13 protein-coding genes are annotated in these 13777 nt (G+C 66.1%); 12 read left to right on the top strand and 1 reads right to left on the bottom strand.

Annotation, left to right across the window (positions count from 1 at the left end):
- Positions 1–75: 75 nt before the first annotated feature.
- The 12 genes from EGT67_RS19240 to EGT67_RS19295 all read left to right on the top strand — a co-directional run bounded on the left by EGT67_RS19240 (position 76) and on the right by EGT67_RS19295 (position 12157).
- Positions 76–264 carry a ferredoxin gene (locus EGT67_RS19240; protein WP_114720967.1) on the top strand — a complete coding sequence of 63 codons (189 nt, stop codon included), beginning with the start codon at positions 76–78 and terminating at the stop codon, positions 262–264.
- 118 nt (positions 265–382) lie between these two features.
- Positions 383–1297, top strand: coding sequence for a 3-oxoacyl-ACP reductase (locus EGT67_RS19245; protein WP_127917692.1), 915 nt, complete (start codon positions 383–385; stop codon positions 1295–1297).
- A gap of 636 nt (positions 1298–1933) precedes the next feature.
- Positions 1934–2695, top strand: a complete 762-nt coding sequence (locus EGT67_RS19250) for an MlaE family ABC transporter permease (protein ID WP_127917693.1) — start codon at positions 1934–1936, stop codon at positions 2693–2695.
- A gap of 20 nt (positions 2696–2715) precedes the next feature.
- Positions 2716–3567 (top strand): MlaE family ABC transporter permease, encoded by an 852-nt coding sequence (locus EGT67_RS19255; protein ID WP_127917694.1) that lies wholly within the window; start codon positions 2716–2718, stop codon positions 3565–3567.
- Positions 3568–3579: 12 nt separating this feature from the next.
- Positions 3580–4758 carry an MCE family protein gene (locus tag EGT67_RS19260; RefSeq protein WP_127917695.1) on the top strand — a complete coding sequence of 393 codons (1179 nt, stop codon included), beginning with the start codon at positions 3580–3582 and terminating at the stop codon, positions 4756–4758.
- A gap of 1 nt (position 4759) precedes the next feature.
- Complete coding sequence (locus EGT67_RS19265; RefSeq protein ID WP_127917696.1) at positions 4760–5779, top strand: MCE family protein; 1020 nt, start codon at positions 4760–4762, stop codon at positions 5777–5779.
- On the top strand, positions 5776–6834 hold the full coding sequence (locus tag EGT67_RS19270) for an MCE family protein (RefSeq protein WP_127917697.1): 1059 nt from the start codon (positions 5776–5778) through the stop codon (positions 6832–6834). Before EGT67_RS19265 ends, EGT67_RS19270 begins: the two co-directional genes overlap by 4 nt.
- A gap of 131 nt (positions 6835–6965) precedes the next feature.
- Positions 6966–8219, top strand: coding sequence for an MCE family protein (locus tag EGT67_RS19275; protein WP_241566124.1), 1254 nt, complete (start codon positions 6966–6968; stop codon positions 8217–8219).
- On the top strand, positions 8216–9448 hold the full coding sequence (locus tag EGT67_RS19280; RefSeq protein ID WP_127917699.1) for an MCE family protein: 1233 nt from the start codon (positions 8216–8218) through the stop codon (positions 9446–9448). Before EGT67_RS19275 ends, EGT67_RS19280 begins: the two co-directional genes overlap by 4 nt.
- Positions 9445–10848: an MCE family protein gene (locus EGT67_RS19285; protein ID WP_127917700.1), complete on the top strand. Its 1404-nt coding sequence runs from the start codon at positions 9445–9447 to the stop codon at positions 10846–10848. The genes EGT67_RS19280 and EGT67_RS19285 overlap by 4 nt, the downstream gene beginning before the upstream one ends.
- Positions 10845–11654 (top strand): mammalian cell entry protein, encoded by an 810-nt coding sequence (locus EGT67_RS19290; RefSeq protein ID WP_127917701.1) that lies wholly within the window; start codon positions 10845–10847, stop codon positions 11652–11654. The genes EGT67_RS19285 and EGT67_RS19290 overlap by 4 nt, the downstream gene beginning before the upstream one ends.
- Positions 11651–12157: a mammalian cell entry protein gene (locus EGT67_RS19295; RefSeq protein ID WP_127917702.1), complete on the top strand. Its 507-nt coding sequence runs from the start codon at positions 11651–11653 to the stop codon at positions 12155–12157. Before EGT67_RS19290 ends, EGT67_RS19295 begins: the two co-directional genes overlap by 4 nt.
- Before the next feature lie 73 nt (positions 12158–12230).
- On the opposite strand, the gene EGT67_RS19300 is transcribed toward EGT67_RS19295, so the two are convergent.
- Entirely contained in the window at positions 12231–13760 is a 1530-nt protein-coding gene (locus EGT67_RS19300) for an alpha,alpha-trehalose-phosphate synthase (UDP-forming) (protein WP_127917703.1), read from the bottom strand.
- Positions 13761–13777: the final 17 nt, after the last annotated feature.

The raw sequence follows: 13777 nt of genomic DNA on the forward strand, positions 1-13777 counted from the left end.
AAAGTCGTTGTACCGCAGCCCGGTGCACCGTACTGCCGTGTGGTCTTTCGAGCGAATGTGAAATGAGGAGTGGCCATGGAGGTCAGGGTCGACAGGGATCGCTGCGAAGCGAACGGCGTCTGCGTCGGAATCGCGCCCGACATCTTCGATCTGGACGATGACGAGGAGCTGATCATCTCGGCGCCCGTCCCGCCGGCCGACCGGGAGGCGGATGTGCGTTCCGCCATCGCGCAGTGCCCGCGCGCGGCTCTCACCGAGCACTAGCGGCACTCTTGCGGCCAATGTAGAACACGTTCTACATTGGCCGCATCGCCGACAGCCGCGGCGATGAGGCACCGACCGGCGCGAGGCCGGTCGACGTCACGGGTACGGGAGTGCGTTCATGAGTGCAGACAGCAGTCGCGAGGTCAGCTTGGAGGGCAAGGTCGCGATCGTGACCGGATCGGGATCGGGTCTCGGTCGGGCCGAGGCGATCGGGCTCGCGCAGTCCGGGGCTGCCGTGGTCGTCAACGATCTCGCGGTGAACGACGCGGTCGAATCGACGCTGGACGAGATTCGCACTCTCGGCGGCAAGGTCGAGTTCGTCGCCGGTGACGTCGGCGAGCGGTCCACCGCGGACGCCCTCATGGCGGCGGCGCAGGGACTGGGCGGCGTCGACATCGTCGTCAACAACGCGGGCATCGTCCGCGACCGCATGCTTTTCGGCATGTCCGACGAAGAGTGGGACCTGGTCCTCAAGGTGCACCTGCGCGGTCACTTCCTCCTCTCCCGCAACGCCGCCACGTTCTGGCGCGACAAGTCCAAGGCGGACGGCGCGCCGGTCTACGGCCGCCTGATCAACACGTCGTCCGAGGCGGGCCTGCTCGGTCCGGCCGGGCAGCCGAACTACGGTGCGGCGAAGGCCGGCATCACCGCACTGACCCTGTCCGCCGCGCGCGGCCTGTCGCGCTACGGCGTGCGGGCCAACGCGATCTGCCCGCGGGCCCGGACCTCGATGACGGAGTCCGTGTTCGGTGACGCCCCGACGGGCGAGGTCGATCCGCTGTCGCCCGAGCACGTGGCCGCGCTGGTGTCGTACCTGGCGTCGCCGGCCGCCGACAACGTCAACGGGCAGGTCTTCGTCGTCTACGGCCCGATGGTCGCGCTGATGGCGGCTCCGGTCGTCGAGCAGCGTTTCGATGCGTCTACAGCGCAGTGGACTCCGTCCACGCTCGCCGACGAGATGGGCGCCTACTTCGACGATCGCGACCCCGAGCGCATGTTCTCGGCGTCGGAGGCACTCAAGAGCCTCGGCTGACAGGCGTCCGACGCTTCGTCACGATCGGGAATGTCCCGCAATCTTCCTGTGTAACGGGAGATTGCGGGATTTTCGATACATGTACGACGAAACCCGGCGATGATGGGGCGAACGTGCTACATGTCGGGGTTGCGGCGGGGGCGGCCATGCCCCGCCGTGATTCGCTGTACTGGTGTCTAGAACGCGTTTCAGTTTTTCATTGCCGTCGGCGGGGGCCGGTGCGGCGGCAGGGGGCATGTTGTGGTGCCGATCGTGCCGATCCGTGGATGCGGCAGGGGTCTGTGAGCGTTCGTCGCCCGACGGGTTCGATCTCGATCCGTGTTCGCTCCAAAGTGGGGATATGTGCACGTCAGCGCAGTCTTGGAGCGGCCCGATCGGGCGGTCGGGGCGTGACCTGTCCGGTGGCGTGGCTCGACCCGACCGGCGTGACTCGGGGCGATCGCCGGCGCGGCGTGTCGACCGTGCGCACCCCCGGAATCTGTGCCGAACAGAAGTCTTTGACAGGTGAACACGTTCTAGTTAATATGACCTGGGTCACAGGGCATTTGTGCTGTTCAGGCGCCCTGGGGGACGCGCAGTGTCGCAAGCGGCACTACGCGCAGTGATCAACCATGACAAGTTTGGTGAGGAGGAAACGTGGTCGACCTCCTCGAGGTCCCACTTCGGGCCGCCGGCGGTTTCTTCGCGATGTCGGCAGACACCCTCAAGGCTGTCTTCGCACGCCCGTTCCAGCGGCGTGAGTTCATCGATCAGGCGTGGTTCGTCGCCCGTGTCTCGATGGTTCCGACCGTGCTCGTCGCAATCCCGTTCACCGTGCTGGTGAGTTTCACGATCAACATCCTGCTGCGCGAGATCGGCGCCGCCGACCTCAGCGGCGCGGGCGCTGCTCTGGGTGCGGTGACGCAGGTCGGGCCGATGGTCACGGTGCTCATCGTGGCCGGCGCCGGCGCGACCGCCATCTGTGCCGACCTCGCCGCGCGGACCATCCGCGAGGAGATCGACGCGATGCGCGTGCTCGGCATCAACCCGATCCACCGACTCGTCGTGCCGCGTGTCCTGGCCTCGACGGCGGTCGCACTGCTGCTCAACGGACTGGTCTGCACGATCGGCATCCTGGGCGGCTTTCTCTTCTCGGTGTACGTCCAGGACGTCAATCCCGGCTCGTTCGTCAACGGCCTCACGCTGCTCACCGGATTCGGCGAGCTGATGGTCTCGATGCTCAAGGCCGGTCTGTTCGGAATGATCGCCGGGCTGATGGCCGCGTACCTCGGTCTCAACGTCAAGGGCGGCGCCAAGAGCGTCGGCGACGCCGTCAACCAGACCGTCGTCTTCTCGTTCATGGCGCTCTTCGTGGTAAACGTGCTCGTCACCGCCATCGGCATCAAGCTGTTGTCGTGAGTGGCAGGGGGGTGAAATAGATGGCTCTGGTCGCATCAGGGCGATTCGTCCGCACTCGGCGGCGTCTCGCTCGCGCAACGCGCTCGGTGGATCGAATCGGGGAGCAGGCGCTGTTCTTCTGGCGCGCGCTCGTGTGGGCGCCCCGCGCGCTCATCCACTACAAGAAGGAAGTGCTGCGGCTCATTGCCGAGATCAGCATGGGCACCGGCGCGCTCGCCGTGATCGGCGGCACGGTCGTCATCGTCGGCTTCCTGACGTTGTTCACCGGCGGCACCATCGCCGTCCAGGGATACAGCTCGCTCGGCAACATCGGTGTCGAGGCCCTCACCGGCTTCTTCGCGGCATTCATCAACGTGCGCATCGCGGCACCGGTGATCGCCGGCATCGGCCTGGCCGCCACGATCGGCGCCGGCTCGACCGCCCAGCTGGGTGCCATGCGGGTGTCCGAGGAGGTCGATGCGCTCGAGTGCATGGCGATCCCGTCGATCCCGTACCTCGTCTCGACCCGCGTGATGGCCGGCATGATCGCGATCGTCCCGCTGTACTCGCTGGCGGTGATCGCGTCGTTCGTGGCCAGCCGTTTCGCGACGGTGTTCCTCTACAACCAGTCGCCCGGCATCTACGACCACTACTTCTCGACCTTCCTGATGCCGACGGACATCCTGTGGTCGTTCGCGCAGGCCATCGTGATGGCGTTGGCCGTCATGCTGATCCACACCTACTACGGCTTCAACGCCAGCGGCGGCCCCGTCGGCGTGGGTGTCGCGGTGGGCAACGCGGTTCGCACGTCGCTCATCGCGGTCGTGACCGTGACCCTGTTGATCTCGCTGGCCATCTACGGCCAGTCCGGCAACTTCAACCTTTCCGGATAGGGCGGAGGAACGATGCCCGAAGCAAGGTGGAAGACGAGTCTCGCAGCGGCCGTTATGGTGTTCGGTCTCGTGGCGATCGTCGTGGTGGCGCTGACGATGTTCGTCGGCGGTTTCACGAAGAGCGAGCCCGTCATCGTGACGGCCCCGCGCGCGGGTCTGGTGCTGAATCCCGACGCCAAGGTGAAGATGCGCGGAGTGCAGGTCGGCAAGGTCGCGTCCGTGTCCTACACAGGTGACGACGCCGAACTGAAGCTCGACATGGACCCGTCGATGATGTCGATGATCCCCGCGAACGCCACCGTCGAGATCGACTCGACGACGGTCTTCGGTGCCAAGTTCGTCAACTTCGTCGTGCCCGAGGATCCGTCGCCGAACTCGCTGCAGCCTGGTGCCGAGATCAGCGCCGACAGTGTGACGGTCGAGTTCAACACGCTGTTCCAGCATCTGACCGACGTCCTGAACCAGGTGCAGCCCGAGAAGCTCAACGCGACTCTGGGTGCGCTGTCGTCGGCACTGCGGGGCAGGGGCGAGGATCTCGGGATCCTGCTCGAACAGGGCGACCAGTACCTGAAGACGATGAACCCGACTCTCCCGCAGGTGGAATACGACATCAACGCGACCGCCGACGTCTCGAACATCTATGCGGACACCGCGCAGGACCTGCTGAAGATCGTCGAGAACGCGACCGGCACGAGCGGATCGATCGTCGAGGAACAGGCCAACCTGGACCTGCTGCTGATGAACGTCACCGGCCTGGCGAACACGGGCAACACCGTACTGCGGGAGAACGAGGCCAACGCGGTGACCGCGCTCGACTCGCTCACCCACACGACGACGCTGCTGGCCGAGTACTCGCCCGAGCTGACCTGCTTCATCACCGGTCTGAACGCGGCCCGGATCAAGTTCGAGCCGATGACGGGCACCGGCAAGTACTCGTCGATCATGCTCAGCACGAACTTCATGCTCGGGGCGGAGGCCTACAAGGCGCCGGACGAGCTCCCCAAGGTCGCGGCCTCCGGCGGCCCCAACTGCTACGGCCTTCCGGATTTCGACCCCAAGAAGGACGGGATGGCACCGTTCGTCGTCGCGAACACGGGCGATCAGCCGTACGTGCCGAGCGAACAGGCCCGGCTCTCGGTGCCGACGATCTTCCGGTTCCTGTTCGACGGCTACACCGAGGCGGACCAGTGACATGAGAGCTACAACAGTCAAGCTCCTGATCTTCACCACGGTGATGGCGTTGATCTTCGCGGGCCTCGCAATCGTGTTCAGCCAGTTCCGATTCAGCAGCTCGGAGGGCTACCACGCCACCTTCGCGGACGCCTCCGGGCTCAAGTCCGGCGACAAGGTGCGTATCGCCGGCGTGCCGGTGGGCTCGGTGAAGTCCGTCGGTGTCGACGACGACAACCACGCCGAGGTGAAGTTCTCGGTCGACTCGCAGTACACGCTGCTCGCGAGCACCAAGGCGACGGTCCGGTACGAGAATCTCGTCGGCGACCGGTACCTCGAACTGCTCGAGGGGCAGGGGTCCGTGGAGCCGCTCGGTGCGGGTGGATCGATTCCCCTCGACCAGACCGCGCCGGCACTCGATCTGGATCTCCTGCTCGGTGGGTTCAAGCCGCTGCTGCGCGGACTGGATCCGAAGCAGGTCAACGATCTGTCGGCGGCGCTGCTGCAGGTGTTCCAGGGTCAGGGCGGAACACTCGTGTCGTTGCTCGGCAGCACCAGTTCCTTCACGAACACCCTGGCGGATCGTGATCAGCTGATCGGTGAGGTCATCACGAACCTGAACACGGTGCTCGGCACGATCAACGACAAGGGTGATCAGTTCTCGACCACGATCGATCAGCTGCAGCAGCTCGTCAGCGGGCTGGCGCAGGATCGTGGCCCGATCGGTGAGGCGATTCCCCAGATTGCCGGTGCCACAGGTTCGCTCGCGAGCCTGCTGCAGGGCACGCGCCCGGACATCCAGGCGATGATCGAGCAGACGAACCGGACCGCGAATCAGTTGGTTCTCGGCCAGGACGACATCGACGAGTCTCTTTCCCGGCTGCCGACGGACTACAAGAAGCTGATCCGGGTCGGTTCCTACGGTGACTTCTTCCAGTTCTTCCTGTGCTCGAACATCTTCAAGTTCTCCGGCCCGGATGGTTCGACGATCATTCTCCCCGGCGCGGAGCAGACCACGGGAAGGTGTGCAAAAGTCGAATGAGTCCACATCGCGAACCAAATCTGGTGCGGATCGGCATCATCGGCGTGGCGGTTTGCAGCGCGGTGGTGCTGGCGACCCTGCAGTACGACCAGCTCCAGTTCCTCTCCGGTGGAGCGCGCTACTCGGCGGCTTTCGCGGAGGCCGGCGGCCTGGCCGTCGGGGACGACGTGACCGTTGCCGGCGTCGACGTCGGCAAGGTCGACAAGGTGGAACTGGACGGGCAGCAGGTGCTCGTGACCTTCACCGTCGCTGACGGCATCGCCCTCGGCGATGCGACCGGCGCCGACATCAAGACCAACACCGTGCTCGGTAAGAAGTCGCTCGCAGTGACCCCGGAGGGATCCGGGACGCTACGCGTCGGCGACACCATTCCGATCGAGCGCACCAACTCGCCGTACTCCCTGACCGATGCCCTCGGTGATCTCGGGAGTTCGATCTCGGATCTGGACACCGCTCAACTCGACGAGTCGCTCGACGCGGTGTCCGATGCCCTGCAGGACACTCCGCCCGAACTCCGTTCGGCCCTCGACGGCGTTTCGCGCCTGTCGAGGAGCATCAACGAGCGGGACGAGAGCCTGCTCGAGTTGTTGAAGCGAGCCGAGGGGGTGACCAAGGTGCTGTCGGATCGCAGTGATCAGATCAACTCCCTCATCGTCGACGGCAACGAGTTGTTCGGTGAGCTGGAACGCCGCCGGGACGCGATCAACGAACTGATCGTCAACACTTCCGCGGTCTCGCGTCAGTTGTCCGGCTTGGTTCAGGAGAACCAGGCACAGATGGGACCGACACTCGACAACCTGAACCAGGCCGTGGCCGTCCTGCAGCGCAACAAGCAGAACATCGCGGACGCGCTCGACGGCCTCGGCCCGTACATCGGTGCGCTGGGCGAAACCGTCGCCAGCGGACCGTACTTCAAGGCGTACGTGGCGAACATCCTGCCGAGCCAGTGGTGGAAGACCGCGTTCGATGCCGGATTCGCACCGGAGCAGTTGCCGCAGGACATGCAGGATCTCGTTCCTGACACCAAGCCTCACACGAGGGAGCCGGGAGAATGATCTACGATTCGACGGGCCCTTCGGAATCGACTGCGGCCGAGGACGACGACACGAATGTGTCGGCGCAGTCCGCGGCGCCGGCGGAGGCAATCGAGGTCACGGAGACCGCGCGGCCCGGGTGGCGCAAGTGGATGGTTCCGGGTCTGGTGATCGCGCTCGTGGCGGCAGTCGGACTGGGTGCCGCAGTATTCCTGCTCCCGGGTTTCGGGAAGAACACCGTGTACGCGCACTTCGTCTCCACGACCGGCTTGTACGAGGGTGACGACGTCCGGGTCCTCGGGGTCAAGGTCGGAACGGTCGAGAAGATCGAGCCCGGCGAGAACGACGCCACGGTGACCATGTACGTCGACAACGACGTACACATCCCGGCCGACGCGAAGGCCGTGATCGTCGCGCAGAACCTCGTCTCGTCCCGGTTCGTTCAGTTGACCCCCGTCTACAGCGGTGGTGACGAAATGGCGGACGGTGCCACCATTTCGATCGATCGCACTGCCGTTCCGGTGGAGTGGGACGAGATCAAGACCGAGCTGACGAAGCTCTCCACGGCGCTCGGGCCGGATGCGTTCGACGAGCAGGGGTCGCTGGCCCGATTCATCGACACGGCCGGCGCGAACCTCGAAGGGAACGGTGACGCGCTGCGGCAGACGCTGCGCGAGCTCTCGGACACGATGCGCACCCTGTCCGAGGGGCGTACCGACCTGTTCTCGACCATCCGGAACCTGCAGGCGTTCGTGTCGGCGCTGTCCTCCAGCAACCAGCAGATCGTCCAGTTCGGTGGCCGACTCGCCTCGGTGTCGGATCTGCTCGCGAGCAGTTCCGACGAATTGGGGACCGCGCTCAGCGACCTCAACCTCGCGGTGGGCGACGTGCAGCGCTTCGTCGCGGACAACCGTGACGGGCTCTCGGAGTCGGTGCAGCGCCTCGCCGATGCAACCCAGGTTCTGGCGGACAAGCGCCCGGAGATCGAGCGCGTCCTGCACGCGGGCCCGACCTCGCTCGCGAACTTCTACCAGATCTACAAGCCCAAGCAGGGAAGCCTGACCGGCGCGATTGCACTGAGCAACTTCCGAAACCCGGTGAACTGGATCTGCGGTTCCATCGAGGCCGCGGCAACATCCACGGCCGAACGCAGCGCAGATCTGTGCAAGCAGCAGCTGGGGCCCGTCCTCGAATCGATGACCATGAACTATCCGCCGATCATGACGAACCCCGCCATCGGCGAATTCGCGCTGCCCGGTGACGTCGAGTTCACAGAGCCCGGACTCGAGCAGGCGGCGGCCGGCGGTGCGCCCGTTTCCGCCGTCAAGAGTCCGCTCGACGCGGCGCCCACTGCGACGGTGCCGAAGGACCTGACCGGACTGATGCAGCCAGGAGGTGGACGATGACCAGATTGTCGACGGCCCGCCGGGTCGGCCTCACTGCGGGCCTACTCTCCGCGGCCTTGGTGCTCTCCGGTTGCGAGTGGTCGGGATTGAATTCCGTATCGTTGCCCGGTACCGAGGGGCGCGGTGACGGCGCCTACGAGGTCGGGATCCAGATGCCGAACGTGACCACGCTGACCGAGAACTCGCCGGTCCTCGTGGACGACGTGACGGTGGGCAGTGTGTCGAAGATCGAGGTCCAGGACTGGCATGCGCTGGTCACCGTTTCGCTCAACGGGGACGTCGATCTTCCGGAGAACTCGACCGCCAAGATCGGGCAGACCAGCCTGCTCGGTTCGGCGCACGTGGCGTTGGCTCCACCGGTGGGGGAGGCTCCGAAGGGCAAGCTTGCCGACGGTGACGTGATTCCGCTCGATCGCGCGGGCGTCTACCCGACGACCGAACAGACGCTGTCGTCGCTGTCGGTGGTGCTCAACGGTGGTGGGCTGGCGCAGTTGCAGGACATCACGTCGGAGCTGAACAAGGCATTGGACGGCCGCGAGGACGCGGTGCGAGACCTGCTGCCGCAGTTGGACACCCTCGTCGGTAGCCTCGATCGGCAGCGCAACGAGATCGTGTCGGCCATGGAGGGGATCAACCGTCTGGCGGATACCGCTGCGAAGCAGACGGACACCATCTCGAACGCGTTGGACGCGATCCCGCCGGCGCTCGAGGTGCTGGTCGATCAGCGGCAGGACATCACCAACGCGATGGTGTCGCTCGGCCAGCTGAGCGATGTCGCGAACAGGCTGATCCAGGAGAGCGGCGACGACTTCGCGACGAACGTCCGCGCGCTCGTCCCGACGTTGTCGGCGCTGGCGAACTCGGGCGAGAGCCTCACCCAGGTTCTCGGCGTGCTGCTGACATTCCCGTTCCCCCAGGCCGGTATCAACAACGTCATCCGCGGCGACTACGCGAACCTCGGTATGACGATCGATCTCACGGTGCCCCGACTGGAGCTGAACTTCCTGTCGGGCACGCCGATGGGAGCACGACTCGGCAGCCCCGAAGGCATCCTGGCGAAGGATGCGGGCGTGGCGGGCGAGGCGCAGGATCCGCTGCGCGCTCCGCTGCAGACACCAGCCGCGAAGCCCTCCGACGAGCCGAAACCGGCTGCGGGCGGCGGGATCCAGATTCCGGGCTTGCCCCCGATCAACATTCCAGGCCTACCGTTGGGGGAGCCGGCACCATGATGCTCTCGAAGTTCGTCAAGGTTCAGTTGGTGATCTTCTCGATCCTGACTGTGATCGGTCTGGTCGTGATGGCCACACAGTACGTGCGGCTACAGGACATGGCCGGCATCGGGCGGTACGAGGTGACCGTCGAGCTGCCGTCGACGGGCGGCCTGTACCGCAACGCGAACGTCACCTACCGCGGAACCACGGTGGGCAAGGTGGAGGAGGTACGGCTCTCGGACACCGGCGTCGAGGCGGTACTCAACGTCAGCTCCGGCTATGACATCCCGGCGGACGTGAACGCCGACGTGCGGAGTGTGTCGGCGGTCGGTGAGCAGTTCGTCGACCTGGTCCCGCCGGAAGATTCGGACACCAGCGATCAGCTCGCGGGCGGCGACGTCATCCCGGTCAGCCGCACCAGCGTGCCGCAGGACGTCGGCGCGATGCTCGATCAGGCCGACCTGTTGTTGGCGAGCATCTCGGACACCAGGCTGCGGACGGTGGTCGACGAATCGTTCAAGGCGTTCAACGGCTCCGGACCGGACCTGCAGCGTCTGATCGACTCGGCCCGGTTGTTCGTCGAGGAGGCGAACAAGAACAGCGACGCCACCAAGACTCTCATCGACCAGGCGGGTCCGCTGCTCGACACCCAGGTGGTGAGCAGTGATGCAATCCGTTCGTGGACCCGGGATCTGGTGACGTTCACGAACCAGCTCCGGACGAGTGATCCGGATCTGCGGGCTGTGATCGAGAAGGGTCCGGGCGCCGCTGAGGAAGCGAATGCGCTTCTGCAGGACCTCCAACCGACGTTGCCGCTGCTGTTGGCAAATCTCGTCAGTGTCGGCGAGGTGGGCGTCATCTACAACGCGGGAATCGAGCAGATTCTCGTGCTGTACCCGCCGTTGACGGCTGCTCTGGCGACGGCTGCCGGCTCCGGGCCGGCGGAGGACGGTGCGCTCGTCAACTTCCATCTGGAGCTCAACGATCCACCGCCGTGCACCACGGGCTTCCTGCCGCCGGACCAGTGGCGATCGCCGGCGGACGAATCCCTGGTGGACACGCCTGGCGACCTGTTCTGCAAGGTCGCCCAGTCCGACCCGAATGCGATCCGTGGTGCACGCAACCTGCCGTGTATGGAGTACCCCGGCAGGCGTGGACCCACCCCGGACGCGTGTCGTGACGGCTACGTCCCGGAGGGCACCAATCCGTGGCAGGGTCCGCCTCAGCCGGTCGCTGCCGTGACCGACAAGCCGGTGCCGGGTCCCGTCACGACAGGTGCCACGACGGCGGCGCGTCGGTACGATCCGGTGACGGGCACGTACATCGGCCCCGACGGAAGGACTTACTCGCAGCCGAATCTCGGTGGCAACGCGGGTCAGTCGTTGGAGGATCTTATGAAGGGCCAGCAAGGGCGATGACGATCGACAAGGCTGCCGAACGCGAGGTCGGCGGGCGGCAGGCCCGCCGACGTGCCTCGCGTCCGGCGGGCCCCTCCGGGGCCGAGCCGACCAGTTCGGAAGTGACCACACCGGCAACCCCGGCGCCGACGGCGCCCCTGCCGGAGCCCGAGGGGGTGTCGGTGACGGCGGCACCTCCGGCGCCACCGCGGTACGACGCGGTCCGGACGCCCGACACGCCCCCGGCCGCGGCGGGGGTGCCCGACGCGGCCGAGGAGACGGCGTCGCCGGTGGTCGAGGCCGATGCCTCGGCCGGTGCGGACTCGGACGAACCGCCGACGAAGCCCTCGAAGGCACAACTGATCCTGGGTGTGCTGGCGGGCGTCGTGATCGTGGCCCTCGTCGCCGCCATCACCGTTCTCCTGATCGATCGCAAGCAGGCCTCCGACCTGGCGGCGGAGCGGGCGAAGTACGTGGACATCGCCCGCGCCACGGCGATCAACATCAGTACGCTGCGGTCGGATTCGGCCAAGGAAGACCTCGACAAGCTGTTCGAGGGCACGACCGGCCCGCTGCGTGCCGACCTCGATGCCCGGCTGGACGACTTTGCAGGTGTGGTCTCCAAGCTGAACGTGAGCACGACCGGAGAGGTCGTGGAGGCCGGGTTGGAGAGCGAAGCCGGCAACTGCAAGACCTCGCTCGTCGCGGTGAAGGCGAATCAGAAGAACGCCGACGAGGCGCCGGTGGACAAGTCGTTCCGGCTGCGTGTGGTGATCTGTGACGAGGGCGGCAAGCTGCTCGCATCGAATGTGGAGTTCGTGCCGTGAAAAGTAATGTGACGCAACTGCAGAAGATCCTGACGATCGTCGTCGCTGTCACGATCGTGGCGCTGGCGGGTGTGGCCGGTTGGTTGTACTGGGGCCCGGGTGGGATGCGTGAGACCGAGGCGACGGAGCAGGCGCGCAGCGAGGTTCTCGACGTCGTCGACGGCAAGGTGGTCGCGATGCTCGCCTACAACCACAACACCGCTCAGGACCAGTTGCACGCGGCCGCAGACGGACTCACCGACGGATACAAGACCGAGTACCTCAAGTTGGTCGACGAGACCATCGCCCCCGGTGCGAAGGAGAAGGCCATCGACGTCCAGGTGACGTCGTCGGCCAAGTCGGTGGTCGAGGCGAGCCCGGACCGCGTCGTCACCTTGCTCTACCTCAACCAGATCACCACGAGTTCCGAGTCGCCGGAGGCCGTCAGCAGCGGCAGTCGTGTGCGGGTCGAGATGGTCAGGGACGGCGACGACTGGCTGATCAACTGGCTGACGCCGATCTGATCGAGATCTGCCCCCCGGAACCGAAATGGGCTCCCGCGCAACGCGGGAGCCCATTGTCGTTCTCTGGCTGCGGCTACTCGGCGAACTCGCTGTCCGGCGGCAGGAGTGCCGATCCGGCGACGCCCTGCTGGTCGAGGGCGTCGAGGAAGGAGCGGGCCCAACGGTCCACGTCGTGGGCGAGGACCTGGCGGCGCAGGGCGCGCATGTGGCGTCGGCCGTCCTCCCGGTTCTGGTTCAGTGCTTCCTCCATCTTGTCCTTGACGTCGTCGAGGTCGTGGGGGTTGCACAGGAAGGCCTGGCGGAGTTCGGCTGCGGCGCCGGTGAATTCGCTCAGCAGCAGTGCGCCGCCGAGGTCGCTGCGGCAGGCCACGTATTCCTTGGCGACGAGGTTCATGCCGTCGCGCAGCGGTGTCACAAGCATGACGTCGGCGGCGACGAAGAACGCGATGAGATCGTCGCGTCCGATGGGGCGGTGGATGTAGTGCACCACCGGCCGGCCCACCTCGGCGTACTCGCCGTTGATGCGGCTGACGGTCTGCTCGATCGCACCGCGCATCTGCACGTAGCTCTCGACGCGTTCGCGGCTCGGTGTGGCGAGCTGGACCATGACGGTGTCGGCCGGGTCGACGCGACCCTCCTGGAGGAGTTCGTACAGCGCGTCGAGGCGGACGTCGATGCCCTTGGTGTAGTCGAGGCGGTCGACGCCCAGCATGATGTGCTTGGGGTTACCGAGTTCCTTTCGGATCTGCTTGGCGCGGTCCCGAATCGACTTGCGGCGCGACAACTCGTCGAGCTTGCCGGAGTCGATGGAGATCGGGAAGGCGCCGACGCGGACCGTGCGGAATCCGACCTGCACGATGCCCAGCTTGGAGCGGACACCGACGGTGCCGCGTGAGGTCTGCTGGCCGGCGAGGCGGCGGGCCAGGAACATGAAGTTCTGTGCGCCGCCGGGGAGGTGGAAGCCGATGAGGTCGGCGCCGAGCAGGCCCTCGACGATCTCGCGTCGCCACGGCATCTGCATGAACAGCTCGACCGGTGGGAACGGGATGTGCAGGAAGAAGCCGATGGTGAGATCGGGGCGCAGCATCCGCAGCATCTTGGGGACCAGCTGCAGCTGGTAGTCCTGGATCCACACCGTCGCGCCCTGGGCGGCGGCCTTGGAGGTGGCCTCGGCGAACCGACGGTTCACCTCGACGTACGCGTTCCACCACTCGCGCCGATACTCCGGCTTGACGATGACATCGTGGTAGAGCGGCCACAGGGTGGCGTTGGAGAAGCCCTCGTAGTAGTCCGCGACCTCCTGGGCGCTCAGCGGCACCGGGTAGAGGTCGAGACCGTCCTCGACGATCGGGTCGAGGTCGACGTCCGCGACACCGGGCCAGCCCACCCACGCGCCCTTGTTGCTACGCAGGATCGGCTCGAGGGCGGTGACGAGCCCGCCGGGGCTACGCTTCCAGCGGGTCGTGCCGTCGGGCAGTTTCTCGAGATCGACAGGCAATCGGTTCGCGACGACGACGAAGTTGGAACCGGGAAGACTGGCGCCGTCGGAATCCGCGCCCACCTCGCCCTCGGAACTCGTCGATGATTCCGAGCGCGCAGCCACGGATCTCCTTACCTTTC

Origin of the sequence: Prescottella agglutinans (assembly GCF_004011865.1) — a bacterium.
Classification (GTDB): Bacteria; Actinomycetota; Actinomycetes; order Mycobacteriales; family Mycobacteriaceae; genus Prescottella; species Prescottella agglutinans.

Excerpts from the sequence above, each read along its gene's own strand:
- EGT67_RS19290 (WP_127917701.1), top strand. The coding sequence starts at position 10,845 with ATGACGATCGACAAGGCTGCCGAACGCGAGGTCGGCGGGCGGCAGGCC.
- EGT67_RS19245 (WP_127917692.1), top strand. The coding sequence starts at position 383 with ATGAGTGCAGACAGCAGTCGCGAGGTCAGCTTGGAGGGCAAGGTCGCG.
- EGT67_RS19255 (WP_127917694.1), top strand. The coding sequence starts at position 2,716 with ATGGCTCTGGTCGCATCAGGGCGATTCGTCCGCACTCGGCGGCGTCTC.
- EGT67_RS19280 (WP_127917699.1), top strand. The coding sequence starts at position 8,216 with ATGACCAGATTGTCGACGGCCCGCCGGGTCGGCCTCACTGCGGGCCTA.
- EGT67_RS19265 (WP_127917696.1), top strand. The coding sequence starts at position 4,760 with ATGAGAGCTACAACAGTCAAGCTCCTGATCTTCACCACGGTGATGGCG.
- EGT67_RS19285 (WP_127917700.1), top strand. The coding sequence starts at position 9,445 with ATGATGCTCTCGAAGTTCGTCAAGGTTCAGTTGGTGATCTTCTCGATC.
- EGT67_RS19275 (WP_241566124.1), top strand. The coding sequence starts at position 6,966 with ATGGTTCCGGGTCTGGTGATCGCGCTCGTGGCGGCAGTCGGACTGGGT.
- EGT67_RS19240 (WP_114720967.1), top strand. The coding sequence starts at position 76 with ATGGAGGTCAGGGTCGACAGGGATCGCTGCGAAGCGAACGGCGTCTGC.
- EGT67_RS19260 (WP_127917695.1), top strand. The coding sequence starts at position 3,580 with ATGCCCGAAGCAAGGTGGAAGACGAGTCTCGCAGCGGCCGTTATGGTG.
- EGT67_RS19270 (WP_127917697.1), top strand. The coding sequence starts at position 5,776 with ATGAGTCCACATCGCGAACCAAATCTGGTGCGGATCGGCATCATCGGC.